Below are 26,070 nucleotides of genomic sequence, written 5' to 3' on the forward strand. Positions count from 1 at the left end.
GTGCGTCGCTGTGTACACCTCCTTCGAGGAGATGCTCGACACTGAAGGACCGATCAACGTCAACCCCGACAGCTCCCGCGAACAACAGCTCGCCAACATCCGCCGCATCTACGGACCCGAGAAGGAAGCCCTCGGCGTCCTGGCCATTGAGATCGAACGGGTAGCCGCGGCAGACCTGACCACTGACGTTAATCCGCCAAGTCGTCGGGGTGTTCCATTGCAGGGACCGTTTGACCTGGGACGTTGAAGGCTGCTCGCCGTGGGCGGGATCGTCTTCAACCGTGCGGGGTGGAGGCGATGGCGACGGGGTCGTTGCTGGAGGAGTTGGCTGGTACGGTCTCCGTCCCCGGGGGGGCAGATGTTGCCGCCCGTTGTTGTCGTCGACCAGGACAGCGCCTCCGCTCCTGGTTCAGGCGACGCGGGTGTCGTACGTCTCGCGGTTGGCGAGCACATCGTCCATGTATGTCTCGGCCCAGGTCTTGAGGTCGCGCATCATGTGGTGCAGGGAGAGACCGAGGTCGGTCAGCTCGTAAGAGACCGTGACGGGCACGGTCGGCGTCACGGTGCGCGTGATGAGACCGTCACGTTCCAAGGAGCGCAGCGTCTGCGTGAGCATCTTCTGGCTGACGCCGGCCAGCAAGCGGGACAGCTCTGAGTAGCGCATCGACCGCGGTTCGCCCACGCAGCCTGCGCTCAGCTGATGCGAGCCGTCGCTGCCAAGCGCGGCCAGGATCAGCGTGACCCATTTGTTGGAGATCCGGTCGAGCAGCTTGCGGCTTGGACATGCCGCCACGAAAGCGTCATATTCCGCCTTGACCTGTGCCCTCTGCTGGGCCGCCGTCGTAGTTGCCATCGACCGCTCCTCTAACCCGTGGGTGCCTTACGCACTTCGGAGTGCCTGCTTCCTGTCAGGAAGTTACCCACCCATACTGAAGCAAGGAGCCGTTAGGCACCACCCAGCTCAACACGAAAAGGCAGAGGTATGAGCACGTTTCCCACTTCGCTTCCCGGCGGTACCTGGACCCTGGGCGACCTGACCGTCACCCGGTTCGGCTACGGTGCTATGCAGCTCGCCGGTCCCGGGGTGATGGGTCCGCCAGCCGACCACGACAGCGCGCTCGCCGTCCTTCGCGAGGTCATCGACCTCGGAATCACCCATATCGACACCAGCGACGCCTACGGACCGCGTGTCACCAACCAGTTGATCCGTGAAGCGCTGCACCCGTACCCCGAATCGCTGCACATCGTGACCAAGGTCGGCGCGACCCGTGACCAGCAGGGCGGCTGGCCCCCGGCCCGACAGCCCGAAGACGTGCGCCGCTCCGTTCACGAGAACCTTGAAGCCCTCGGCCTCGAGGTGCTCGACCTGGTCAATCTCCGGCTCGGCGACGCCCAGGGACCCCAGCCCGGCTCGCTCGCTGAGCCGTTCGAGATGCTCGTCGAACTCCAGCAGCAGGGGCTGATCCGGCACCTCGGAGTGAGCAACGCGACGGCGGAACAGGTCGCCGAGGCACGGGCGATCGCGCCGATCGCGTGCGTGCAGAACATGTACAACCTCGCCTACCGGCAAGACGACGAACTGATCGACGAGCTCGCTGAGGAGGGCATCGCCTACGTGCCCTTCTTCCCGCTCGGCGGCTTCAGCCCACTCCAGTCCTCGGCGCTCTCGACGGTAGCCGCCCGGTTGGATGCGACGCCGATGTCTGTCGCCCTAGCCTGGTTGCTGCATCGGTCGCCGAACATCCTGCTCATTCCTGGCACCTCGTCGGTGGCGCACCTGCGCGAGAACGTCGCCGGCGCGGGACTCTCACTCTCCAATGAGGAACTCGCCGAGCTGGACAAGATCGGCCACTACTAGGCGATCATCGGGGCTGGACATGTTGCTGAGAATCGACAGCGCGTGGTTGCCTGGGCGCGCCGGCGGGCCGCGTGGTGCCGAGCCCACGGTCGTCGCCACGGTAGCGCCCGCCGCCGCGACCCGGCTGGCCTACACCTCGGTCGAGGCCAGGTCACGGGCCGGATCGGGGGTGAGCGGCGGCAGCCGGGTGCTGGCCACGCGGATGCGGCCGTCGGTGTCGGGTTCGAGCCGCCAGTTGGCCGTTGCGTGTCGGTTGCGCCTGTCCAGGTCCTCGATGTCCAGGCCGAGTACCTCGCCGGCGCGAGCGGCGGTCTCGTACAGCATCGTTCACTGTCTGCTTCTGCAGTCCGACCTGGGCGATCTCGACCCCCAGGGGTTGTTCCTCAGCCATCCGCTCGGCCGCACCGCCCAACCGCAGGCCGTCGATGCGCTCCTTACCGTTCTGGCAAGCTGCTGGACCCACACAGCAACCCTGCCTGGTCCTGCACACGCACCTCATCTACGGCAACGGCGCGAGGAGTCCCGCGAAACAACAATCAGATGGCTACAACGCCGGCCGCTGGAGCTGATCACCACTGGCCTCGTCCCAGCCGACAACATGCGGCACGAACTCGCCCAGGCAACCACGCGCTGTCGATTCTCAGCAACATGTCCAGCCCCGATGATCGCCTAAGCCGCACTTGAGCCAAGGCGAAACGATGCAGCAAGGCGGTGCGCGCGGCGATCGGGGTCACCGGGCAGTTCGCTTCGGTGGATGACCTGCTCACCGGCGAGGAAAACCTGCTGCTGATGGCGGATCTCGTGCACCTGCCCAAGGCAGAGGGCAAACCGGCTGCCCGCCGTGCCTGGTCCTCCGACACCGACTGCGCTATTTGTCGTATTCGCGTCATTGTTCCGCATTCAATGGTTCACTCTGGCGCTCTAGCCTCCTAGATCGTTGGTGTGGCTCCTGCGGTGCGCTGCGCACCGGACTCGCACGGGAGGAACTCCGCATGTCGTCGTCCTCCGTAGGTCCGTGGCAGCGGGTTCATGGCACACCTGCTCCCTTTCGGACGACGACCGGCCGTAGCTGGACGCACAACCTGATCAGGAGTACTACGTGAAGCTCAGCCTCAGACGTACCATTCCCGGCGCACTTGCCACGGTCGCGCTCGCCGCCACCGTCGCGCTCGGCGCATCGGCACCGGCGACGGCCGAGGCCGCCGGGTCGAACGCCCCCGCCGTACCGTTGCGGGTGGCGACCTACAACATCCATGCCGGGGCGGGTGAGGACAACGTCTTCGACTTCGACCGCACCGCTGAGGCGATTCGCGCCTTGGACGCCGATGTGATCGGCCTCCAGGAGGTCGACGTGCACTGGGGTGCCCGGAGCGACTTTGTGGACGAGGCTCGTGAACTGGCCAAGAAGCTGCACATGCGGGCGTTCTTCGCGCCGATCTACGACCTGGACCCGGCGACCGAGGGTGCTGACCGGCAGCAGTACGGCGTCGCCGTGCTGAGCCGCTATCCGGTGCTCAAGGCGGAGAACCACGAGATCACCCGGCTCTCCACCCAGACGCCCAATCCGGTGCCGGCCCCGGCACCTGGGTTCGCCGAGGTGACGATCAACGTCCGCGGCTCGCACGTGCACTTCTACACGACGCACCTGGACTACCGCTCCGACCCCTCCGTCCGCAGCGCGCAGGTCACGGACATGCTGAACGTTCTGGCCGCTGACTCCGGGCCGAAGGTGCTGGTCGGTGACTTCAACGCCCAACCGGCGGCCGCCGAACTGGCGCCGCTGTGGCAGCGGCTGCGGGACGCCGCCCCCAACGGTGGCAAGACCTACCCGGCGATCACCCCGGTCAGCCGCATCGACCTGGTAACCGTCTCGCCCGACGTCACCGTGGTCGGCACCCGTGTCGTCGAGACGGTGGCGTCGGACCACCGCCCCGTGGTCGCCGACCTGAAGGTTCAGCGCGGTCACTGAGCTCCACCCAGAGGCCGGGATCAGGGGCTGCGCCAGTTGGATGCGAGGCTTTTGATCCCGGCCATTGGCTGGACGCCTGGTGACACCACCGGCCTCGAAACGACACGGCGGCTTCGGCCGACCCATGAGAACAGCCTGTGCGCCAGGACCGGGCCGGGGGCCGGCTTCTGCGGGGGGTGGTTCATGAGGTTCGCTCGGGGGCTACCTTTCGGTCGTTGCTGATACATGTCGGTGTCATCTGGTTTGGGGACCTTGATCATGCGTCGGTCTCGTGGTGCCGTGAAAGTGCGAGGCGTGCTCACATCGGCGCGGATAACGTCGCCGATTGCTCCTACCACCCCCACCACGCCGACGCGACGCAGGTCATGGAGCCAGTCCTTCGAGAAAGCGGAAGAATGCGAAAACTGTCGTCATTCACGTCAACCGCGAGGGCATCGAAGTCAGCGACCGTGTCAGAGAGGAGGTCCCCAACGTTCTTCAGGCGCAAGCGTTCCCGGCTCGGGATCGTGCTCGGCGCCACCGCTCTGGGGGTCGTGATCCCCGCGTCGGCGGCCTACGCCGATCCGCCGCACAACCTTCCCCAGTCGGCCGGAGGGTACGAGGCGTCGTTCTCGCCGGCCTACGACTACGACGGCGACGGCTGCTACGCCACCCCCGCCATCGGGCCGGACGGGACCCTCGCCCCGGGGCTGAACCCGACCGGGGCGGTCAACGGCAACTGCCATGACCAGTCGGACCTGGACAACTCGCAGACCTACGCCCGGTCCAAGTGCAACAACGGCTGGTGCGCCGTCGTGTACGCCAGCTACTTCGAGAAGGACCAGGCGCTGGCCGGCATCAGCCTCGGCGGCCACCGTCACGACTGGGAGCACGTCATTTCCTGGATCAACCAGGCGTCCAACCAGGTGGAGTACGTGTCGACCACGCAGCACAGCAGCGTCGTGACCTACACGCGCTCGCAGGTGCGCTTCGACGGGTCCCACCCCAAGGTCGTCTACCACAAGGACGGGGCGTCCACGCACTTCTTCCGGCTCGCCAACGGCAACGACGAGCCGCCGGAGAACCACTACCACAACTGGCGCTATCCCCCGCTCGTGGACTGGAACGGCTGGCCAAGCACCTCGCTGCGCGACAGGCTGATGAACGCGGACTTCGGCGCCGCGACCATCAAGATCAATGACGGGAGGTTCGGGGACCTGCTCGCGGGCGCCAAGCCAAGTGGCATCCCCTTCGACCCCCGGGCCTGACGACCCCGATAGGTTCCGACTACCGTCAGCCTCTCCACGCGCAGGCCCAGGCCGGACGCGGGAGGCCGTGACGACGTGAAACCCATGCGCGTACCCGAGGTGCCGCTCCGGCGACGAAACCGCCGGAGCGGCACCACGTCGAGAGACGGCGCTGGTTGTCCTCGGCATCGGCCGGCGGCCGTGGGAGATGCCGGCGACCGGTCAGCAGATCGTGCCCGGCTTGGTTGCGGTGGCTGCGAGCAGGTCCCTTACGAGCTCGAAATCGATCTGCTCCGGCTTACGGAAGCGCAGGCAGCCCTTGCCCATGTTCTGACCGGCCAGGCGCTGCTCGAAAGCCTCGCGGATGTCGCTGCGCATGAGATAGAAGGAGATGTACTGCTTCTGGCTCGCGAAGGCGATCTCGGCGGCGCCGTCCCGCTCGTACGTGGGCATCCCGTACGTCATGATCTCGGTGAAGCCCGTGAGCTCGGTGCGGCACAGCTCGCGCAGCCTGGTCAACGTCTCCCGGCGTTCGTCGGGTACCTCGCCGAGGTAGGCGTCGACGTCTCCCGCTTTGCTCTGCACCATGCACGAATCGTAGGCCGTCACGCTCGCTGGGCGGGCCGCCGGCCAAGGAGGCCGCCATGCGGGACGGCCGGCGGCTCAGGTGCCGGTGTTCGGCTTCGTGCCGTCCTCTGCTTGTTCCTCCGGCACCGACTGCGTGGAGGTCTCGTCGGGGTGGGCGGCTACGAACTGCTCGATGAGTTCGTCGGGGACCTTTCCGCGGGCGGGTACGTCCAGCTCTTGCTCGCGTGCCCATTTGCGGACGTCGGTGAGGGTGTAGCCCTGCAATCGGGGCGAGAGGTCGGGGGCCTTCTTCGACCGCGACGCCTGCTTCACTTCGCGAGAGCTCTCCAGGACCTCTTCGATGAACGCGAGAGCGTCGCTCAGCCGCTGCTGGTTGGCATCCGACAGGTCGATGGCGAAGGTCCGGTTCAGCAGCGGGAACTCCCGTCTCACTACATCATCGCCCTCGGAGGAGTCGAGGTCGTCAACCAGTATCACCTTCTGCGCCACTTGCAGCCCTTTCCGGGTGGGTCACCTTCTGTCTGGACCGTGGCATCATACTGGCGTTCGAGAAACGATCGCGTTATTGACCATGTCGACGCACCCACCGCATACGCGTTCTCGCCATGACCAGCAGGGACGGGCCGGTCAGGCGCGGCTGCCCGTCGGCGAATCCGCGCTCACACCGCGCTGTGCGAATGCGGGCTCACACCGCGCTGTGCGTATGCGGGCTCACAGCGGGCTGGTGGGCCGGAGTTGGGGAACTCCGGCCCACCAGGGCGGCGATGGTGCCGTTGGGTTGTGCGGGTGTTCTACGGGGCCGGGTACTGCGTGACGTACACCGGCGAACCGACTCTGGTCGTGTCGGCCGGGTCGCCCACGCCGTTGACGACGTGGTCGATGATTCCGGCGCTCAGATTGACCGTCATGATGTGGTGCAGCTTCACGCCCGGGGTCTGGGGGACCTCGAAGCCGTTCTCGGTGTGGATCGCCGGGTTGTTCTGGTTGAAGACGTAGACGCCACCGCCGTAGAGGTTGTGGGTCTTCACGCGGTTGCCGACCTTGTAGCCGGCGAAGCCCTTGACGGCGCCGTTCATCCAGTCGGCCTGGGTCGGCGGGTCGTACGGCAGCTCGTTCTGGTACAGGATGGTCGTGCCGTCGTCGCCGTTCCAGACCGTGTTGTACCGCTGGAAGTGCTCGACGAACAGGCCCGTCGCCGTCACGTGGTCACCGTTGATGACGGCGCCGTACCGGCCGATGTTGGTGTTCCACCGTTGGGTGTCGGTGAAGCCCTCGACGCCGTGGTCGCCACGCCACACCCAGGTGTGGTCGATGAGCACGTTGTCGCTGTTGACTTCGAGCGCGGTGTCGGCCTTGCCGACGTGCGGTCCGCCGACGCGGAAGTACACGTCGGACAGGGTCGTCGGGTTGTCCGCCGAACCGCGTCTGCCGTGGTCGTCACCCCGGCCGTGGTCGTCCTTGCCGTGGTTCTTGCCCACCCGCAGCAGAACCGGCGATTTCACGAGGCCCGCGTCGATCGTGACGCCGGCGATGACGGCGCCGGGGACGTCGGCGACGTCGAGCGGGGTCGAGCCGTTGACGGCGGTGAGCGTGGCGTGTCCGAGACCGAGGACGACCGCGTCGGGGCGCTTGACCTCGATGCTCTTCGCGATGTCGTAAACGCCGGGCGTGAGGAGCAGGTGCTTGCCCCGTGCGAGCTGGCTGTTGATGACCTGCACCGAGTCGGACGGCTTCGCGACGAAGAAGTCGGCGATCGGCAGCGTACGGCCCGGCGTCATGCCGTTGGCCCACGTGATGCCACGCGTGTTCTTCTGGGCGGAGGGCACGCGGACGTTGTACTTGCCCTTCGCGTCGACGAACAGGTACGGCTTCTCACGGCTAACCGGAGTGGTGTCGAGCGTGGTGTACGGCGGGTTCGGGAAAGCAGCGTCGCTCGGAGCGCCGACGACACCCGAGAAGACCTGGTTCCACACACCGTTGGACCAACCGGTGACCTCGCTGTTGCGGGTTAGCCACTGCTGCTGCGACCCGTTGGTGACGGACGGCAGCTTGGAGTCGGCGATGAAGCCGCCGCTGGCGTACTGCGGGCCGGCGGTGCAGTAGTCCATCAGCGACAGGTTGCCACCGCTGACGTTGAGTCGGCGCATGGACACGGCCTGGGAGACTGCCCAGAAGTTCGCCGATGCCCTGCAGCCGTCCTGGCCGGCCGCGTTGACGTTGATCGACAGGTTGGACAGGGTGCGCCAGAAGTTGACGAGCGCGAGGCAGTTGCCCGTGCCGCCGTTCTCCAGGCAGCGGTTGTAGACCTCGACCTTGCCGTTGATGACGACGTCGGTGGGCGAGGCGCCCAGGCCGGCGATCTCGGTGTAGTAGCCGACCTTGATCTGGAGCGGGTGCTCCGTGGTGCCGTACGTGCCCGGCTTGAACACGTAGGCGTGGCGGGTGGTGCCCATCTCGTTGTCGACCTGCGTGGCGTGCGCCGCGTCGAGGGTCGCCTGGATCTCGCTGACCGGCATGCTCGGATCGAAGACGGTGACGTTCGGCCCGAAGTCCGGGGTGCGGGGTTCCGGCGTGGCGGCGGTGGCGGCCGTTCCCGTCGTCAGGACGGCGGTCGTCAGCACGAGGCCGAGCGCGAACGCCCGGCCGAGTTGCCTGCGGCCGGGGCGCCGCCTCGCGGAACCTCCGTTGCCAGGAAGCTGGGTCGTCATACGGTTCGTCCCTTCCGCTCGGCGTGCGGCGCTACGTGGACAGAAGACGTCGGGGGGATGGCGGGCATGAGGACCGGGCGAATGGGGTGCTTCGAGGGCCGCGGAAGCGCTCTCGCGTGTAGGGCGTTCACAGTGGTCATCGACCTGTCTACTGGGGGGTGGGCGGCCGGACGCCACGCCCAGAGGTGGGAGAGCGCTCTCTCATTACGGGGCGTGCATCCAGCCGCGGAAGATGGATGTTGTTGGAATGTTTCTACCGTGTGAATCGGTCCAGCGCCATGTCCTCGCGGCGGTTGATTTCTCGGACGGACGCTCAGGGGCCCGCCACCGGCGGGCACCGGGTCAACGGCGCCGGAGGATCGGTCGGCGTCGACTGCGCACGGCGAAGATCTGACGGGCATTCGACGTGATGGTGCTCGACCGGACTACTTACCGCCTGAGTCCTCTTTCGCGCCGCCTCGGCCGCAGCACGCGCAGCACGAGCACGCCGCCGGCCAGCAGGACGGCGAGCGCGGCGACGACCCAGCCCGCGCCGAGGGTCGCCAGCCGGCCCGAGATCAGGCTTTGCACCGCCGTGGCGGCGCCCACGATAGGGTCCTCTGCGGACCCGCCGTCCAGCACGCGCAGCTCGTACCAGCCGTAGTACAGGACGTACGCCCCGGCAAGGACGAGCAGGCCGCCGCCGGCCCGTGACACGTACGGCAGGAGCCGCCGCAGCCGGGCCACCGCGGCGGCGTGGGCCAGCGCCACCGCGAGCGACAGTACGGCGACGACCAGCCCCATCCCGAGTGCGTACGCTACGAAGGCGCTCGCCCCGCCGACCAGCCCGCCGCCGGCCACGGAGGCCGAGGTCACCGCCAGGAAGGGGCCCACGGTGCACGACAGCGAGGCCACCGCGTACGACAGGCCGTACCCGTACAGGGACAGCGGTGAGGCGGCGGGACGCCCGGTGGCCAGCCCGGGGAGACGGACCAGCATCTCGCGGCCGCTCAGCAGCCAGGCGCCGAGACCGATCAGGAGCGCGCCGATGACGAGCGTCGCCCACGGCAGGTAGCGACCGGCCGACACCGCGAGCGCGGTGACGGCGAGCCCGAACAGCCCGAAGACGGTGACGAACCCGGCCGTCATCGCCACCGACAGCACCAGCGCCCGGACCAGCGGTCCACGCCGGTCCGGCCCGTCGTCGGCGATCAGCATCGTCAGGTAGGCGGGCAGCATGGCGAAGCCGCACGGGTTGAACGCGGCCACCGTGCCCGCGGTGAACGCCAGGGCGAGCGGCAGGTCGGCGGCGCTCATGCTCGCCCTCCCGAGCGGATGGCGGTCATGCTCGCCCTCCCCGAGGGGACGATGATCACGGCCGCTGCCGGTCCGGTGGCCGGCATGGCGGCGCTACCCGGCCAGCAGTTTGCGGACATGGCCGTCCAGCGCGTCCTTGCCGAGCGGCCCCGAGGCCTTCGTCGTGCCCCCGTCCGGTCTCATGAACACGAACGTGGACTGCTCGCTGACGCCGAGCTTCGTCCACACCGCGCCCTTCTCGTCCGAGAGCTGCACGATGCCGCCGGTTCCGGTGCGCTGGACGAACTCCTTCATGGCCGCCTCGGTGTCCAGGCCCGCCACGCCGACGAATGTCACATCGCCGTACCGGGCCGCCGCGGCCTTGACGGCGGGCGCCTCGGAGCGGCACTTGGGGCACCACGGCGCCCAGAACCAGAAGACGACCGGTTTGCCGGCGAGGCTTGCCCCGCGGAACTGCTGACCGTCGAGCGTCTTGGCCGAGAACTCCAGCGCGGCGGGCACCGGCGTCTTCCCCGCCGGACCGGCCGTGGACGGCGCCGTCGCCGGGGCGGAGGTAAGCGGGGCCGACAACGGCGCGTCGCTGCGGACCGGGTTGGCTGCCTCGTCCCATCCGGCCCCGCACGCGCCGGTCAACAAGGCCGCCAGCGCCACGACGGCCGCCCTACGTGCTCTGATCATGCAGTCCAGCGTAGAAGCGTTTCCCCTCTCCAGACCTTACGAGACCATGACGGCCCCCCGCACGCTCGCGGCGGCCGGGAAACCCGGTGCGCGGAGGAGCGGTCGGCGATCTACGGTCCGTGCCACGAGGCCCCCGTACGACGGGGAGACCTTGTTGTCTCGCTGACGCCAACGCGGGCCCTTGAGCTTTAAGCCCGGAAGGCGTCGGCGTGCTCTGACGCCCACTGGGTGAAGGTGCGGGCCTTGCGGCCGGTCACCTTTTCTACGGTGCCGGTTACGGTGGAGCCGAGTTCGTGGTTCGTGCCGTAGAGCCGGAGGAGGAACTCGACCATTTCCCGGTGGCCGATCCCGGGGGTGTCGCCGAAGACCTTGAAGAGGAGCAGGTCCGGCGGCGTGCCCTCCTCGGCCCACTCCTTCCGGGTCTGGTCAGGTGTGAGTTCCTCGAACCTCAGATCCCGTCCGGTGGCCTCGCCGAGGATGCGGATCTTGTCTCGGGGGGTCAGCACCTCGGGCCCGGTGATGGTGTAGGCCTTGCCGGCGTGGCCGTCCTCGGCCAGGGCCACCGCGGCCACGGCGCCGATGTCGGACTCGTGGACCGGGGCGCTCCTGCGGTCCCCGTACGGCTCGCGGATGACGCCGTCGGCGCGCAGCCGCGCACCCCAGTCGGCCAGGGTGTTGCCCATGAACTCGATCGGCTTCAGGTCGGTCCACTCCAGCGTGCTGGACCGGACGGCGGGTTCCAGGGTGCCTTCCTCCCAGCCGCCGAGAACGGTGACCCTGCGGACTCCCGCTCGTACAAGTAGGTCCACGATCTCTTCCCCGTTGCGCAGTGGCTTGTAGTCCTTGCCGAAGTTGATCAGGTGGGCGGCGGTGACGCCGTCGAAGGCCCGCGTCAAGGTGGCCGCGTCGGTGAGGTCGCCGGCGACGACCTCCACGCCTTCCGGCAGGCGGGCCCTGGCCGGGTCACGGGTCAGCGCGCGCACCTTCTGGCCCGCGCGCAGCAGGTGCTGGACGGTGTGGCCGCCGACGGTTCCCGTGGCTCCGGTGACCAGAACGGTCATGACGACACTCCTTGTGAAGATCGAACCGGTTCGTGATGGATGGGCGGGGTCACACCCGGTCGGTTCGGACGCGCGGCGGCCCGGTCGACGACCTGCGCGGCCTCGGCCGACCCGTTCGGCGACCCGTTCCGACTTGGTGAACCCGGCTCGCTACCCAAGAGGCCCCCGGCGCCGCGAGTGTGACATCAGGGCCGTGGGAGCGGTCCGTTCGGTCCGCGACTCGCACGGCGGAAGCGGCCGGTGGCGTGGATTCGAGTGGAGGGCCGAAAGGGGCCGCAGGCCCTTCAAGGGCGCCGCAAGGTACCTGTAAGGCCCCTGGCTTATCACTGAAGGACACCAGACGCCGAGGAGTCCCCCATGAGCAGCCTCATACAGCTCTCCCGCAAGCAGCAGCGACTCGTGCCCGGCAGCCCTGTGTCACGCCGCCGGCAGGCTGCCGTCGCCGTGACCGGCGCCCTCCTGTTGAGCCTGACCGGCGCCGTTTCGCTGGCGCAGCCGGCGGCTGCCGCGGCCCCACCGTTGAAAGGCGCTGGAACCTGCGCGAACATCGACTTCGTCTACCAGCCCCAATCCGCGTTTCCCGACACCAGCCGGGGACGTGTCGCCTTCAGGGCGCAGGCGACCACCATCGAGACAGCGGTTTTGTGTCTCGTCAACGCCGAACGGACCAACCTGCAACCGCTGAAGAGGTACGTCTCGCTGGGCAAAGGCGGTGCCCTCACACTCGGCGCCGCCGCGGCCAGGCACGCTGTGGATGCCGTCAAGCTGCGCTGGTGGGGAAAGGTGGAGCCGGGTAAGAACTGCCGCCCCGTGAACGGTGACCCTGGCAAGTGCGACCCGCACATCAATCCGGAGACCGGCTCGACCCCGCTAAGCCGTGCCCAGGCGGTGGGCTACGGTCGCCGCTGCACCTCGTTCTCCGTTGGCGAGAACACCTACGTGGGGTGGGGAGGCTCTTACGTCACGCCGCGGGCGGCCGTCACGTGGTGGATGAACAGCAAGCCACACCGCGACAACCTCCTCAACCCGACTTTCGCCGAGATGTACACCAAAGCAGCCTTGGGAAGCGCGGATCCGGCTGCCGGGTCCATCACCCCGGCCGTGACCTACGTGCAAATGCTCGGGCGCTGCAGCTGACTCCGGCGGTGCCCTGAGTGCGAATTAGTCTGGAATAGCCGTCCTATCCGCAAAGATGGGCCCGTGGTCATCCATGCGGTGCCGAGTGCGATGGGCCGGTCCGCTCAGGGACTCGGCAGTAGCTCTCCGATCGGTGTCCCCGCAAGCCGGGCGGTTTGCCGTGGACCGTCGTGATGGCTGAGGAGGGGTTCGCGTCGGCGAACGTGGCCGATGCCATCGCTCACGTGATGAAGCGCTGCGAACAAGGCCGCCTTCCATGGGCTCGTGCCTATGTGGACCGGCTTGCCGCCGACCAGCCGGCCGATCCTCTCCCTCTGCTGCTCCGGGCGTTGATCCATGCCTACCAGGGTGACGCGGACGCCTGCCGTACGGCTCTGGCCGCCGCCGATGGCCTCGGCCCGGTCACCACCCATGCCGACCTTCGCACCACTATCCCAACCTGCTCCCGGACACTGGGACACCACGAATCCCCGAGCACACTGTCGCCGCGGGCAAGGAGAAGTCCAGAGCCAAGGGTGCCGCAGGCTGCTTGCTGGGCATCATCGCCCTCCTGGCCTTCGCGGTGGCCCAGCACGTCTGGGGTTGGCTGATGGACACCGGTGGCGACCGCGTCGCCTCGCTCCTGGATATCGGCGGCCCCCGTGTGGACGGTCATTCGGTGCCGGGCCTGCTCATCGTGACCGCGATGATGGGCCTGCTGTCGCTGATGTGGTGGGCGCTCAAGGCCGTGCGTAGAGGGCGCGGCGTGCGAGGGCGCGGACGGGCTGACACTGTGGCAGGCGGCTGTCAGCGGTTTCGAGGGGTGTCGGTGGGTTGCCGTAGCGTGGCTTCGGTGGGGGAGGATGGGCTGTTGGTGCGGGTCGAGGAGGGCGCCGCGGCGGAGCTGTTGGCCGCCGCCCGGGCTGGTGACGACGAGGCCTTCGGACGGCTGGTCGGGCCGCTGCGGGGCGAGTTGCACGCGCACTGCTACCGCATGCTGGGGTCCGTTCATGACGCCGAGGACGCCGTACAAGAGACTCTGGTACGGGCCTGGCGCCATCTGGAGCGATTCGAGGACCGCGGTTCGGTGCGGCCGTGGCTGTACAAGATCGCGACCAACCGGTGCCTGACGCTGATCGAGCGCAGGGGGCGTCGCGAGCTCCCCACTGACCTGAGCCCGGAGGGTGCGCCTCTGGCCGAGGCGGTGTGGCTTGAGCCGTACCCCGATCACCGGCTGAGCTGGACGGCGGAGTTGAGCCCGGAGGCTCGCGTCGTGGTCCTGGAGAGCGTGGAGCTGGCGTTCGTCGCCTCGTTGCAGCATCTGTCGGCTCCGCAGCGAGCCGTCCTGCTGCTGCGCGACGTCCTCGGGTTCGCGGCCCGTGAGGTCGCCGATCTGCTGGAGACCTCGGTCGCGGCGGTCAACAGCGCGCTGCAGCGGGCCCGGAAGGTCCTCGACGGCCTGCTTCCCGAGGCCAGTCAGCAGGCGACCCTGGACGCGATGGGCGAGGCGACGCGGCGGGAGGTGGCGCGGCGGTACATGGCCGCGTGGGAGGCCGGGGACGTCGAGGCCATCGTGGCGATGCTGACAGAGGACGCGAAGTACTCGATGCCACCGTTGACCGCCTGGTACGAGGGCCACGATGGCATCCGGGCGTTCCTCGCCGACGCGATGCTGAGCAGGCGGTGGCGCTTCCTGCCGGCACGGGCGAACGGACAGCTCGCGTTCGGCACGTACCTGTGGGACGAGGACAGAGCCGTGTACGTCCCGGCGGGCCTGGACCTGCTCACCCTGCGCGGCACGAGGGTGGCCGAGGTGGTCTCGTTCCTGGAGGCGGAGTTTCCGGCGTTCGGCCTTCCGGTGGAGCCGGCTGACTGAAAGCGGCGGCTCGCGATGATTTCTCGCGCCCGCGCGGGTTGTAGTCCTGACCGGATCATCGACCGAGAAGGGACTGGGCTGAAGAATGCCTGCCGACACCGAAGAGATCCGCACTTTGATCGAGCGCTGGGCCGAGGCCGTCCACAGCGGCGACATGGGCGGCGTCCTCGCGGACCACTCCGAGGACATCGTGATGTTCGACGTGCCGCCACCGTACGAGGGGGTACGCGGCATCGATGCCTACCGTGAGGCCTGGCCGCCCTTCTTCGCGTGGCAGCGGCAGGGCGCCTCGTTCGAGATCGAGTCTCTGGACGTCACCGCTGGTGAGGACGTCGCCTTCGCGCATGCCTTGTTGCGTTGCGGGACGCGGCGACAGCTCGCCGACCAGCCTGAGAACCGTTTGCGGCTGACGCTCGGCTTTCGCAAGGAGAACGGCCGTTGGGTCGTCGCACACGAGCACCACTCGTTCCCGTACACCGGCACCGGCACCGGCACCGGGGGCGAGGACGGGGACGTCGTGGCGGAGCGGGAGGTGCGCCGGCTGCACGAGCAGTGGTTCGACCGCACCGCTGCGAAGGATCTGGACGGCCTGATGGCCGCCATCGCCGAGGACGTCGTCTCCTATGAGCACGAGGAGCCCCTTCAGCACCTCGGCCTGGAGGCCGTACGGGCGGTCTGCGAGCGCGGCCTCGATGCGGCCTCCGGAGCCGTCAGCTGGGACATTCCAGACCTGAGAGTCCTGACCCAGGGGGACCTCGCCGTCGCGTGGGGACTGGACCACATCCTCGCCGAGCAGGCCGACGGCGAGACGACCGAGAGCTGGTCACGAGGAACCCGCGTGTTCCAACGGAGAGACGGCGCGTGGGTGATGGTCCACCAGCACCTCTCGTACCCCTCGCTCCCGTACAGGTACAGGACGACAAGCGCAGCGACGACGGAAAAGTACGGCGGGCGCTGATCACGGCAGACAGGTCACTGCCTTGTCGGCAATGGGAAGTTCGGCAGCGGTAACATTGAAAGTGGGTCAGCGCACTCTCACGTGCAATGTCCCGGAAGGGGCGGCCCCGGCGGAAACACCGGGGCCGTTCGCAGCCACCAGCGCGACATCATTGGGGCGTTCCTCTCAGACGTGGTGGGGGTTCTCGAAGGCGCCCCCCACCGCGTAGGTGACCAGGGTGGTCAGCACGTCCTTGACCGACTCGCGGTCGCGCACGTCGCACAGCACGATCGGCGCCACCCCGTCCAGGCCCAGGGCCCGGCGTACCTTGACCGGGTCGTGGCGCCGGGCCCCGTCGAAGCAGTTGACCGCGACCACGAAGGGGAGCCCGCGCTGCTCGAAGTAGTCCACGGCCGGGAAGCACTCCTGCAGGCGGCGGGTGTCGGCGAGGACGACGGCACCGAGCGCGCCAAGGGCCAGCTCATCCCACATGAACCAGAACCGGTCCTGGCCCGGGGTGCCGAACAGGTAGAGCCACAGTCCTTCGCGGATGGTGATGCGGCCGAAGTCCAGTGCGACGGTCGTGGTGGTCTTCAACTCCACACCCGAGGTGTCGTCCACGCCGACACCTTGTTCGCTCAGCAACTCCTCGGTGTGCAGCGGCCGGATCTCGCTGATCGTGCCGACCATGGTGGTCTTGCCGACTCCGAAGCCGCCGGCGATGAGGATCTTGATGGCCATCGCCGGGGTGACGTCGGTCGGTCCCGGCTCAGAGGCTGCGGAGCCCATGCAGTACTTCCCTGTAGATGCGTTCGTCGATGGCCCGCGCGGCAGGCTGCGGTCGGTCGATGGTCACAAGGCCCTCACGCCGGAGGTCGCCGAGGATCACACGGGTGATGTTGAGCGGCAGTTTCAGGTACGCCGCGACGTCCGCCACCGGCGTGGGCCGGTGGCACGCCGACAGCACGGCGAGATACTCCGGGGTCAGCTCTGCCGGCTCGAAGGAGGTGCTGACGGTCGTGACGATGGCCACCAGGTCGAAGGTCTCGCCCAGTGGGCGCGCACGGCCGCCGGTCAGCCCGAAGAGCCTGACCAGCGGCCCGGGATCCTCTCCCGTCACGATCTCGCACCGTTCCAGGCGGGCGCCGGAGCCGCCCCCCTCGGCTGTGCGGACAGGTGCTCGCCGACGCGCTTGACCATGAGCGCCATCTCGTAGGTGATCATGCCGAGCTCTGCGTCGCCCGCGGCCAGCACGGCCAGCCGGGCGCCCTGCCCCGCCGCGGTGACGAACAGGAAGCCGTCCTCCATCTCGATGATGGTCTGGCGCACGCCGCCGAGGCCGAAGTGCCGTCCCGCGCCCAGCGCGAGGCTGTGGCTGCCGGCGGAGATGGCGGACAGATGCTCGGCGTCCTCCCGGGTCAGCTCCCGGGAGCCACCCATGGCCAGTCCGTCGGCGGACAGCACGATGGCGTGCCGGACACCGGGCACACGCTGGGTCAGGTCGTCGAGCAGCCAGCTCAGTTCAGGCCTGGGGTCGGGCATCGGAATGGCCCTCCTTTCGGTTCCACATCTCTTGTTCCTGCTCGGACTCGCCCCGGCCCTGCTGCCAGCCCCGCTGCATGGACGACATGAGCTTCATGAGCTCCTCGGGAGATCGCATGGAGACGTCGTGCTGCTCCGGGGAACGCGCCTCGCGGAGCTGGGGGGCCAGGTTGGCCTGCCGTACCCGCATCGGTAGCCCGTCCAGGTCGTCGTCGTCGGCGGCGTCGGCGTCGGGCACGGACACGGCCCGCCGCGCGGGTGCCGAGGAGGCGGAGTGCTCGTGCTCGGACAGGAACCAGCCCGACGGGGGCTCCGGGACGCGGCCCGCCTGGTCCTGCGCGCTGGAGAGTGCTCTCGGCCGGGACTCCGACGCCTGGCCCAGCGCCCGTACGGGCCCGTCCGGGCGGGTGGCCCCGCCCTTCCCGGCCCCGCCCTTCCCGGCCCCGCCCTTCTCGGGCCAGCGCTGTGCGGCCTCGGCGTCCGGCGCCTCCGAGGGGGCGAGCAGGCTCGACGGCAGCAGGGCGATCGCGGTGGTGCCGTCGTAGGGCGAGGGTCGCAGCATGATCTTGATGCCGTGCCGGGCCGCGAGCTTGGCCACGACGAACAGGCCCATCCGGTCGCTGTCGACCAGGTCGAACTCCGGGGGATCGGCGAGCTTGGCGTTGAGCTCGTCGAGGGTGACGCGGTTCAGTCCGAGGCCCCGGTCCTCGACCTCCACCGCGAAGCCGTTGGCCGCCGTCATGCCCCGGATCTGGACCGCGGTGTTGGGCGGCGAGAAGACGGTGGCGTTCTCCACCAGCTCGGCGATCAGGTGGATCACGTCGGCGACCGCGGCGCCCACCAGCAGCGGAGCGTGCGGCATGGGGGGCACGGTGACGCGGGTGTACTCCTCGACCTCCAGCACGGCGCTGCGCACCACATCGAAGACGGGCACCGGGTCGCGCCACCTGCGGGCGGGAGCCGAGTCGGACAGGATGATCAGGTTCTCCGCGTGCCGCCGCATGCGGGTGGTCAGGTGGTCGAGCTTGAAGAGGTCCTCCAGGATCTCCGGTTCCTCGACGCGACGTTCCATGGTGTCGAGCAGCGTGAGCTGGCGGTGAAGCAGTGCCTGGTTGCGCCAGGCGAGGTTGAGGAAGACCTGGGCGACGCCCTTGCGGAGTGTCGCCTGGCCGACCGCGGCCTCCACCGCGGTGCGCTGTACGGCGGAGAACGCGTGCACGACCCGGTCGACCTCGGCGGTGCCCGCGGAGCCCAGGCCGGGGGCCTCGGTGGCGGGGTCCACGTCATCGCCTCTGCGCAGCCGCTCGACCAGTCGCGGCAGCCGCTCCTCGGCCAGTTCCACGGCCGACGCCTGCAGCCGCCTCAGCTCGGTGATCATGGAACGCCCGAACCGGTAGGACAGCGCGACGGATACGATCACGGCGAGCAGGCCGAGACCGAGGACCAGTCCGATCCGCCAGTACGCGCCGGCCTTGAGCTGCTGGGCTTCGGCCGCGGTGCGGACCAGCTCGTACTGGGTGTCCCGGCTGATCTTGCCGATGAGGGCCCCGGCGTCGCTCTTCCACACGGCGGGTTGCACCGGAGGCGCGCCGTTGGTGTCCCACACGAAGAGCGCGTCCTCCACCGCCAGCAGCCGCTCGTAGGGGGCGCTCTTCACGAGCTCCTCGTAGTGCGTCCGCAGCTCGGGGCCCACGTCCCGCTCGGCGTTGGCAAGGACGAGCCTGCGGTTGGTCATCGCGGCGACGAAGGCGGCGCGATCGGTGGGGGTCATCTTGCGGTGCACGATCGTGCTGGTGAGAACGGCGTGTTCCCTGCCGAGGTACTCGGCGGTGGCGCTGAAGGCGGACATGCCACGCACCGCGCGGTAGGAGGACACGTCGCTCAGTGCGTCGCTGTCGCTGAACTGCCGGTTGGCGGCGCCGATCAGATCGTTGTAGGCGTCGAGGATCTTGAGTGGCGGGGACAGCATGCCGCTGTCGGCGGACGCCCGAAGCTTCTCCAGCCCGTCCAGCGCCTTCACCAGGGCCCGCACATTGGCGGGCGTTTCGGCGGTTCCGTCCTGGAGGCCGACCGACCCGATCACCTGGCGCAGGTGCAGCACCTTGCCGTCGGTGATCCGCCGCTGCTCCGCCAGCGGTTGGTCAGTGCCGGTGCCGGCGACCGCCTCGGCGGAGAGCTGTCGCTCCCGCTGGAACTCGACGATCAGCTGCAGCACCGGCGAACCGATGGCCTCCCAGCGGTTCTGGGTGCGGGAGATGGTCGCGATATCTTCGACACTGGAGTAAGCGATGAACCCCCACAGGGCGATCATGGAAATGAGCGGAATCAGGAGGATCCTGAGAAGCTTCGAGCGGATCGGTGGGGGCGAGCTCATCCATCGTGTCCAATTCCGCGCGTGCTGGCGCGCCGTAGGCAGCCGCGGTCCATGGTCGGCCCCGAGAACTCACGTCGCGACTGATACGCCTGTGATCTGGACAACTATGCCCATCAGGGCAGAAGTGCTACAAGCCAGCAATGCCAAGATTCAATATCGATGTTCGACCGGATTGGCATGATACGCACCGTCCGTAATGGGGGCCGGATGGTCATTACGCAAGGTGACCATCCCGATGCGCGCTTACTAGACGGCCTCCCGGCCGCGCCCTGGTAACCGCCGCGAGCAGACGCCGACTGTGAGCGATGCGCGTTCGTGACCGTCCGCCGGTTGGCCGGGCGTACCGGGGCGGCGGCGTCGCGGTCGTAATAAGGGGGGCGGTTGGTATGCCCAGGCCAGGCGACCTGCCCGCGTCGATGGACCTTTTGGGGGACCCGAGAGGCCCCCGGTGTCGCGGCGCCCAGAGAACGATCCCTTCGGTCATTTGGGTCTATACAGGCACGAAGGAGCTGTGTTAGAACCTCGTTAATTGATCTTTAAGAAATAAAAAGGCGAGTGTGACGGCGTGGACGACGACGGCACCCCTCCTGTGCGTGGGGCGGTGCCCCGCGCGCGGCCAGGTTTCGGCGTCCTCTCACGGGGCGTGACGAGCCTGGCCGGCGTGGTGTCCGGCCGGCGCACCAACGATCAGACCCTCACCCGGACCGACCTCACCATGTGACGGCACGACGGAGACGGCACCTCTCCGGCTACACCCCCCGCATCACCCCGGCAACCAGCGCGGCGGAGACGGCACTCCTCCGGCCACACCTCCCGGCAGCGCGGCGGCGCGCGCCTTGCCTGATCGAGTCATGAGGTCAGGACGACATGCACATCCCTCAGCATCCCTGCCTGGCACCTGCCCGAGATCCGGTGGCCACGACGGCCATCGGACGACGACCATGCCCCCCAGCGTCCGCAGGACGGGCGCGACCTTCCTCGCATCTCATCGCCGCCCCCCACTTCGAGGAATCCTTGATGCGCATAACGCACCCGTACGTCCCTACGCCTCCCGGCGCCGTCCATGAGCAACCCCACGACAGCGTGCGGGGTGTGGCATGAGAAGGCTGCTGACCGCCCTCGTCCTGCTCGCCTCCACCCTCCTGGTTCCGGCCACCGCGGCGTCGGCCGCCAACGCGTCGACCGTCCCGGGCAAGGCAGCGGCCGCTGATCCGCCGTTCTCCGCGCTGGTCTTCTCCAAGACCGCGGGCTTCCGGCACAGCTCCATCCCAGCGGGTGTCGCGGCCATCAAGAAGCTCGGCCAGGAGCACGGCTTCACCGTCGACGCCACCGAGGACTCCGGAGCCTTCACCGAGGACAACCTCGCCAAGTACGCCGTGGTGGTCTTCCTGTCGACCACGGGCGACGTCCTGGACGCCGCCCAGCAGACCGCCTTCGAGCACTACATCGAGGGCGGCGGCGGGTTCGCCGGCATTCACGCGGCCTCCGACACCGAGTACGACTGGCCCTGGTACGGCAAGCTGGTCGGCGCCTACTTCAAGCAGCACCCCGCGCCGCAGCAGGCCGTCGTCAAGGTCGAGGACCCCGCGCACCCCTCCACCGCGGGCCTTCCCGACCGCTGGTCCCGCAACGACGAGTGGTACGACTTCCGCACCGACCCGCGTGGCACGGTCCACGTCCTGACCTCCATGGACGAGACCAGCTACAGCGGCGGCACGATGGGCGCCGACCACCCCAACAGCTGGTGCCAGAACTACGACGGCGGTCGTTCCTGGTACACCGCGCTGGGTCACACCGACGAGTCCTTCGCCGAGCCGAACTTCCTGAAGATGCTGCTGGGCGGCCTGCAGACCGCCGCCGGCGTGGTGCCGGCCGACTGCACGGCGAGCCTGGACTCGGCTTTCGAGAAGGTCACCCTCGACGACAACACCTCCAACCCGATGATGCTGGACGTCGCCGCTGATGGCACCGTCTTCTACATCGACCGGCTCGGCGACATGAAGGCGGTCAAGCCGGACGGCGGCGTCGTCACCTCGGGCCACCTGAACGTCTTCACCGCCAACGAGAGCGGCCTGCTCGGCCTGGCCCTCGACCCGGCGTTCGCCACGAACCGCTGGGCGTACGTGTACTACTCGCCGCAGTCCAAGGTCGTGGACCGGCTCTCGCGCTTCACCATCAGGCCGGACCTGACGCTCGATCCCACCAGCGAGCAGATCGTGCTGGAGGTGCCCGTACAGCGGGCCGAGTGCTGCCACCACGGCGGCGGCATGGTGTTCGACAAGGCCACCGGCGACCTGTGGCTGGCCAACGGCGACAACACCAACCCGTTCGCCTCCGACGGGTACACCCCGATCGACGAGCGCGCCGGACGGTCCGCCTGGGACGCCCAGGGCACCTCGGCCAACTCCAACGACCTGCGCGGCAAGGTGCTGCGCATCCACCCCGAGCCGAACGGCACCTACACCATCCCCGCGGGCAACATGTTCCCGCCGGGCACGGCGAAGACCCGTCCGGAGATCTACGGGATGGGCTTCCGCAACCCGTTCCGCATCGGCATCGACTCCAAGACGCACAAGCTGCTGGTCGCCAACTACGGTCCGGACGCGGGCAACCCCAGCGCCACGCGCGGCCCGGAGAACACCGTCGAGTGGGACATCCTCAACGCCCCCGGGTTCTACGGCTGGCCGTACTGCATCGGCAACAACAAGCCCTACATCGACTTCGACTTCGCGACGAACACCTCCAAGCAGGCGTTCGACTGCGCGGCGCCGAAGAACGACTCGCCCAACAACACCGGCATCACCGACCTGCCCAAGGCGCTGCCGGCCACCGTCTACTACCACTACTCGCCCGACCCGGCCTTCCCCGAGCTGGGCGGCGGCGGCGCGCCGATGGCGGGCCCCACGTACCGCTTCGACCCCGAGCTGGTGTCCGACCGCAAGTGGCCGGCCTACTGGGACGGCAAGGCGGTCTTCGGCGAGTGGAACCAGGACCACCTGTACTCGTTCCAGCTCAGCGCCGACGGCTCACAGCTGGTCGACATCAACCCGATGCTGGCCTCGATGAGCTTCAAGAAGCCGATGGACATGAAGTACGGGCCCGACGGTGCCCTCTACCTCATCGAGTGGGGCTCGGGCTTCGGCGGTGACAACACCGACTCCGGCGTCTACCGGATCGACTACGTCCAGGGCAACCGGGCGCCCATCGCCAGGGCCAAGGCCGACAAGGCCTCGGGTCCCGCGCCGCTGACCGTGAAGTTCTCCAGCGCGGGCTCGGCCGACCCCGACGGGACTCCGCTGACCTTCGCCTGGGACTTCGACGGCAACGGCACCGTCGACTCGACCGAGGCCAACCCCACGTACACCTACACCGAGACGGGCAACTTCACGGCCGTACTGACCGTGAAGGACGAGGGCGGCAAGACCGCCACCGCGAACGTCCCGATCGTGGTCGGCAACACGGCGCCGACCGTGAAGATCAACCTTCCGCCGGACGGCGGCCTGTTCGAGTTCGGCGACCAGGTGAAGTTCACCGTCACGGTCACCGACCCCGAGGACGGCACGATCGACTGCGCGAACGTGAAGATCCAGGCCATCCTGGGGCACGACACGCACGGCCACCCGCTCGACCAGTACACCGGCTGCTCGGGCACCCTGCAGACCACCCTGTCCTCCGGGCACAGCGACGGCGACAACGTCTTCTACGTGCTTGAGGCCAGCTACACCGACAAGGGCGGCGCGGGCTCCTCGGGTCCGCTGACCGGCAGGGCCCAGGCGCTGCTGCAGCCCAAGCACAAGCAGGCCGAGTTCTTCACCGAGACGGGCCGCATCCCCGGCGCCGCCGGCACCGGTGACCCTGGTGTGAAGGTGGAGACCACCTCCGACACGCAGGGCGGCTTCAACAACATCGGGTTCATCGAGGACGGCGACTACTGGAGCCACGACCCGGTCAACCTGACGGGGATCGGCGCCCTGAGCTTCCGCGCGGCCTCCGCCTCCACCGGCGGCACGATCGAGGTCCACGCGGGCAAGGCCGACGGGCCGTTGGTGGGCAAGGTCGACGTGACCAACACCGGCGGCTGGCAGACCTACGGTGACTTCCGGCTGACGCTCACCGACCCGCCGACGTCCAGCGGGCCGCTGTACTTCGTCGTCCGCAGGCCCGCGGGCAGCGACAACACCGGCGGGCTCATCAACGTCAACTGGACCGACTTCATCGGCAAGGGCGTCACCGACAACCAGCGCCCCGCCGTCGTCATCAGCGCGACCCCCGACAAGGGCCCGGCGCCGTTGCAGGTCAGCCTGCACGCCGAGGCGAGCGACCCTGACGGCGACACGCCGCTGACCTACAAGTGGAACCTCGGCGTGGCCGGTGCCCCGGCTCCCACCACACCCGACGCCTCCTACACCTACCAGGTGCCCGGCAGCTACGACGCGTCCGTCACCGTGACCGACGCCAAGGGCGCCTCGCGCACCGAGCATGTCCGCATCACCGTGGACAGTCCCGGCACCACCTGCCTCACCGGCAAGTCCGACGGCTTCGACGGCGTCGCGCTCGACCGCTCGCGGTGGACCGTGCTGGGCGAGAACCAGGACCTGCGGGTGGCCGGCGGTGCCCTGCACATCCCCACGGCCCTCGCGGACATCTATGGCACCAACAACACCCCGATCCCCAACCTGGTGCTGCAGCCCACGCCCAACGGGGCCTGGCAGGCCACGGCGAAGCTGACGATCGCCGCGAAGGACGCCTATCAGCAGGCGGGCCTCATCCTCTACGGCGACGACGACAACTACGCCAAGATGGTGATCCAGGGGCGTACCACCAATGACCCGGCCGCTCGCATCTTCCAGTTCATCAGGGAAGAGGCGGGTGTGCCGAACGAGGTGGCCGCGTCCAACACCGCCAACCTCGGCGCGGGCTTCCCCAACACCGCCTACGTCCGGCTGGCCAGCAACGGCACGACTCTCACCGCCTCCTACTCGGCCGACGGGCTGACCTGGACGGCGATGCCGCAGACCGACAAGGCCATGGCCGGCATCGTCAACCCGCGCATCGGACTGGCGTCCTTCGCCAGCACCGGCAACAGGCCCGTCATCGACGCCGCGTTCGACTGGTTCCAGCTCACGCCCGACGCCAGCGCGGGCCCGGTGACGCCGGACGACGAGTTCGACGGCACTTCCCTGGACGCCTGCCGGTGGTCCACCATCGTCCGTCCCGACGCGGCGGCGACCCGGGTGACCGGCGGCAACCTGGAGATCGACACGAGCAAGGGTGACATCTACGGCACCGACAACAGCGGACCGAAGAACTTCATCCTGCAGACCCCGCCGTCCGGGGACTGGAGCGTGGAGACGAAGATCGACGGCTCGGCGTTCAACGAGGCGTACCAGCAGGGCGGCCTGATCGCCTACCTCAACGACGCCAACTACGTGAAGCTCGACTACCTCGCCGACAGCGCCACCTCGCGCAGGGTGGAGTTCCGCAGTGAGATAGGCGACGCCGTACAGAACCCCCAGCCGCAGATCAGCGACCTCACCCAGGGCGTGTGGTGGCTGCGGCTGACCAAGGCCGGCACCACCTACCGCGGGTTCGCCTCCTCCGACGGCAAGGCCTGGACCGAGATCGGCACCGGCTTGGTCAACGCGGCGGTGAGCAGTGCCAAGGTCGGCGTGTTCGCCTTCGGGGTCAACGCGGCGGCGTCCAAGACGGCGAAGTTCGACTTCTTCCACGCCTCGTGGGGGCAGCCGGCCGACACCACGCCGCCGAAGATCTCGGCGACGACCACCCCGGCGGCGCCCGACGGCGGCAACGGCTGGTTCGTCTCCAGCGTGGCGGTCACGGTGACCGCCTCCGACAGCGGATCGGGGCTGGCCTCCACCGAGGTCAGCGTGGACGGCGGCCCGTGGGCGCCGTACACCGACCCGGTGAGCGTGTCCTCCGACGGCGTGCACACCGTGGCCTACCGGGCCGCCGACAAGGCAGGCAACACCGCCGACGGCACCATCCAGGTGAAGAAGGACACCACGGCGCCGCTGACCACCGCCCAGTTCGCTCCGGCGAACGACGACGGCTGGCACGGAGCCACCGTGCCGGTTACGCTCACCGCTTCCGACGGCGGCTCGGGGCTCTCGGGCATCGAGTACTCGCTCGACAAGGGCGCCTGGAAGTCGTACACCGAGCCGGTCAACATCACCGGCGACGGCAGCCACACCCTGGCCTACCGGGCCAAGGACAAGGCCGGCAACGTCGAGACCGAGAAGGCCGCGGCCCTCAAGATCGACGGCACCAAGCCCACCGTCCTGGTGTCCGGCATCGCCGACACCCAGATCTACGGCGACAGCCAGGACCTGCGCATCACCTGGCAGGCCGTGGACGGCACCTCGGGGGTGAAGACCCTGACCGGCACCCTGGACGCGGGGGCCTACTCCTCGGGCAGGCTGCAGGCGCTGTACGAGCTGGCGCTGGGCACGCACGCGCTGTCGGTCACCGCGACCGACTACGCGGGCAACGCCACCACCACGAAGGTCACCTTCGGGATCACCACCTCCACCAGGGACCTGAGCCTGTTGATCGACAGGTTCGTCGCTACCAGCAGGCTCAGCCAGGCCGGCGGCAACAAGCTCCAGGCGCAGCTCACCAAGGCCCGCAAGGAGGAGGCGAAGAACAACGACGCCAAGACCATCAAGGAACTGGAGAAGTTCAAGACCCTCGCCACCGACCCGAAGATCGTGCCGACCGCCGAGATCCGCGACGTCCTCGTCCGCGACACCGACACGGTGATCGCCAAGCTCTCGGGACCCGCGAACAACAAGAAGAAGTGATGACACCCGGCACGGGGACG

At 68.6% G+C, this 26,070-nt stretch carries 21 protein-coding genes and 1 pseudogene; 10 read left to right on the plus strand and 12 right to left on the minus strand.

The features are described from left to right. Positions 1–10: 10 nt before the first annotated feature. Positions 11–247 carry a hypothetical protein gene (locus tag ACOZ38_RS04160; protein WP_424528882.1) on the plus strand — a complete coding sequence of 79 codons (237 nt, stop codon included), beginning with the start codon at positions 11–13 and terminating at the stop codon, positions 245–247. Positions 248–409: 162 nt separating this feature from the next. Here the strand turns inward: ACOZ38_RS04160 and ACOZ38_RS04165 are convergent, their stop codons facing one another. Next, complete coding sequence (locus ACOZ38_RS04165) at positions 410–853, minus strand: winged helix-turn-helix transcriptional regulator (RefSeq protein WP_424528883.1); 444 nt, start codon at positions 851–853, stop codon at positions 410–412. 129 nt (positions 854–982) lie between these two features. Between ACOZ38_RS04165 and ACOZ38_RS04170 the strand changes: the two genes are divergently transcribed. Then, positions 983–1,858: an aldo/keto reductase family oxidoreductase gene (locus ACOZ38_RS04170; RefSeq protein WP_424528884.1), complete on the plus strand. Its 876-nt coding sequence runs from the start codon at positions 983–985 to the stop codon at positions 1,856–1,858. A gap of 129 nt (positions 1,859–1,987) precedes the next feature. On the opposite strand, the gene ACOZ38_RS04175 is transcribed toward ACOZ38_RS04170, so the two are convergent. After that, positions 1,988–2,182: a hypothetical protein gene (locus tag ACOZ38_RS04175; protein ID WP_424528885.1), complete on the minus strand. Its 195-nt coding sequence runs from the start codon at positions 2,180–2,182 to the stop codon at positions 1,988–1,990. Between the two features lie 384 nt (positions 2,183–2,566). Between ACOZ38_RS04175 and ACOZ38_RS04180 the strand changes: the two are divergent. The 3 genes and pseudogenes from ACOZ38_RS04180 to ACOZ38_RS04190 all read left to right on the plus strand — a co-directional run. Further along, a pseudogene (locus ACOZ38_RS04180) lies at positions 2,567–2,695 on the plus strand (ABC transporter); the annotation flags it as partial. Positions 2,696–2,957: 262 nt separating this feature from the next. After that, positions 2,958–3,827 carry an endonuclease/exonuclease/phosphatase family protein gene (locus tag ACOZ38_RS04185; protein ID WP_424528886.1) on the plus strand — a complete coding sequence of 290 codons (870 nt, stop codon included), beginning with the start codon at positions 2,958–2,960 and terminating at the stop codon, positions 3,825–3,827. Between the two features lie 449 nt (positions 3,828–4,276). Continuing rightward, positions 4,277–5,074 (plus strand): NPP1 family protein, encoded by a 798-nt coding sequence (locus tag ACOZ38_RS04190; protein WP_424528887.1) that lies wholly within the window; start codon positions 4,277–4,279, stop codon positions 5,072–5,074. Positions 5,075–5,275: 201 nt separating this feature from the next. Here ACOZ38_RS04190 and ACOZ38_RS04195 read toward each other — a convergent pair whose 3' ends face one another. The 6 genes from ACOZ38_RS04195 to ACOZ38_RS04220 all read right to left on the minus strand — a co-directional run bounded on the left by ACOZ38_RS04195 (position 5,276) and on the right by ACOZ38_RS04220 (position 11,384). Next, on the minus strand, positions 5,276–5,641 hold the full coding sequence (locus ACOZ38_RS04195; protein WP_424528888.1) for an iron chaperone: 366 nt from the start codon (positions 5,639–5,641) through the stop codon (positions 5,276–5,278). Positions 5,642–5,716: 75 nt separating this feature from the next. Beyond that, positions 5,717–6,130, minus strand: a complete 414-nt coding sequence (locus tag ACOZ38_RS04200) for a histone-like nucleoid-structuring protein Lsr2 (protein ID WP_424528889.1) — start codon at positions 6,128–6,130, stop codon at positions 5,717–5,719. A 302-nt stretch (positions 6,131–6,432) separates the two neighbouring features. Then, positions 6,433–8,349 (minus strand): adenylyl cyclase, encoded by a 1,917-nt coding sequence (locus ACOZ38_RS04205; protein WP_424528890.1) that lies wholly within the window; start codon positions 8,347–8,349, stop codon positions 6,433–6,435. 429 nt (positions 8,350–8,778) lie between these two features. After that, positions 8,779–9,645 carry a cytochrome c biogenesis CcdA family protein gene (locus tag ACOZ38_RS04210; protein ID WP_424528891.1) on the minus strand — a complete coding sequence of 289 codons (867 nt, stop codon included), beginning with the start codon at positions 9,643–9,645 and terminating at the stop codon, positions 8,779–8,781. A gap of 93 nt (positions 9,646–9,738) precedes the next feature. Beyond that, entirely contained in the window at positions 9,739–10,323 is a 585-nt protein-coding gene (locus tag ACOZ38_RS04215; protein WP_424528892.1) for a TlpA family protein disulfide reductase, read from the minus strand. A 188-nt stretch (positions 10,324–10,511) separates the two neighbouring features. Next, on the minus strand, positions 10,512–11,384 hold the full coding sequence (locus ACOZ38_RS04220) for an SDR family oxidoreductase (RefSeq protein WP_424528893.1): 873 nt from the start codon (positions 11,382–11,384) through the stop codon (positions 10,512–10,514). A 357-nt stretch (positions 11,385–11,741) separates the two neighbouring features. Here ACOZ38_RS04220 and ACOZ38_RS04225 point away from each other — a divergent pair, with 357 nt between their 5' ends. From ACOZ38_RS04225 to ACOZ38_RS04235, 3 genes are all read left to right on the plus strand, one after another. Further along, positions 11,742–12,521 (plus strand): CAP domain-containing protein, encoded by a 780-nt coding sequence (locus tag ACOZ38_RS04225; RefSeq protein WP_424528894.1) that lies wholly within the window; start codon positions 11,742–11,744, stop codon positions 12,519–12,521. 529 nt (positions 12,522–13,050) lie between these two features. Further along, a complete protein-coding gene (locus tag ACOZ38_RS04230) occupies positions 13,051–14,376 on the plus strand; it encodes a sigma-70 family RNA polymerase sigma factor (RefSeq protein ID WP_424528895.1) in 1,326 nt (441 codons plus the stop codon). A gap of 85 nt (positions 14,377–14,461) precedes the next feature. Continuing rightward, entirely contained in the window at positions 14,462–15,334 is an 873-nt protein-coding gene (locus ACOZ38_RS04235; protein WP_424528896.1) for a YybH family protein, read from the plus strand. Between the two features lie 165 nt (positions 15,335–15,499). On the opposite strand, the gene ACOZ38_RS04240 is transcribed toward ACOZ38_RS04235, so the two are convergent. The 4 genes from ACOZ38_RS04240 to ACOZ38_RS04255 are packed head-to-tail and all read right to left on the minus strand — an operon-like array spanning position 15,500 to position 19,166. After that, on the minus strand, positions 15,500–16,102 hold the full coding sequence (locus tag ACOZ38_RS04240) for a GTP-binding protein (RefSeq protein ID WP_424528897.1): 603 nt from the start codon (positions 16,100–16,102) through the stop codon (positions 15,500–15,502). Next, positions 16,083–16,433, minus strand: a complete 351-nt coding sequence (locus ACOZ38_RS04245) for a DUF742 domain-containing protein (RefSeq protein ID WP_424528898.1) — start codon at positions 16,431–16,433, stop codon at positions 16,083–16,085. Before ACOZ38_RS04245 ends, ACOZ38_RS04240 begins: the two co-directional genes overlap by 20 nt. Next, positions 16,430–16,855, minus strand: a complete 426-nt coding sequence (locus ACOZ38_RS04250) for a roadblock/LC7 domain-containing protein (RefSeq protein ID WP_405144114.1) — start codon at positions 16,853–16,855, stop codon at positions 16,430–16,432. The genes ACOZ38_RS04245 and ACOZ38_RS04250 overlap by 4 nt, the downstream gene beginning before the upstream one ends. Further along, entirely contained in the window at positions 16,836–19,166 is a 2,331-nt protein-coding gene (locus ACOZ38_RS04255) for a nitrate- and nitrite sensing domain-containing protein (RefSeq protein WP_424528899.1), read from the minus strand. The genes ACOZ38_RS04250 and ACOZ38_RS04255 overlap by 20 nt, the downstream gene beginning before the upstream one ends. A 628-nt stretch (positions 19,167–19,794) precedes the next feature. On the opposite strand from ACOZ38_RS04255, the gene ACOZ38_RS04260 reads away from it, so the two are divergent. Together ACOZ38_RS04260 and ACOZ38_RS04265 are read left to right on the plus strand one after the other, a co-directional pair. Beyond that, positions 19,795–19,950, plus strand: a complete 156-nt coding sequence (locus ACOZ38_RS04260) for a hypothetical protein (protein ID WP_424528900.1) — start codon at positions 19,795–19,797, stop codon at positions 19,948–19,950. Between the two features lie 376 nt (positions 19,951–20,326). Continuing rightward, on the plus strand, positions 20,327–26,050 hold the full coding sequence (locus tag ACOZ38_RS04265) for a ThuA domain-containing protein (RefSeq protein WP_424528901.1): 5,724 nt from the start codon (positions 20,327–20,329) through the stop codon (positions 26,048–26,050). Positions 26,051–26,070 lie beyond the last annotated feature (20 nt).

The organism is Sphaerisporangium viridialbum, assembly GCF_049674955.1.
In the GTDB taxonomy this organism is placed as follows: Bacteria; Actinomycetota; Actinomycetes; order Streptosporangiales; family Streptosporangiaceae; genus Sphaerisporangium; species Sphaerisporangium viridialbum.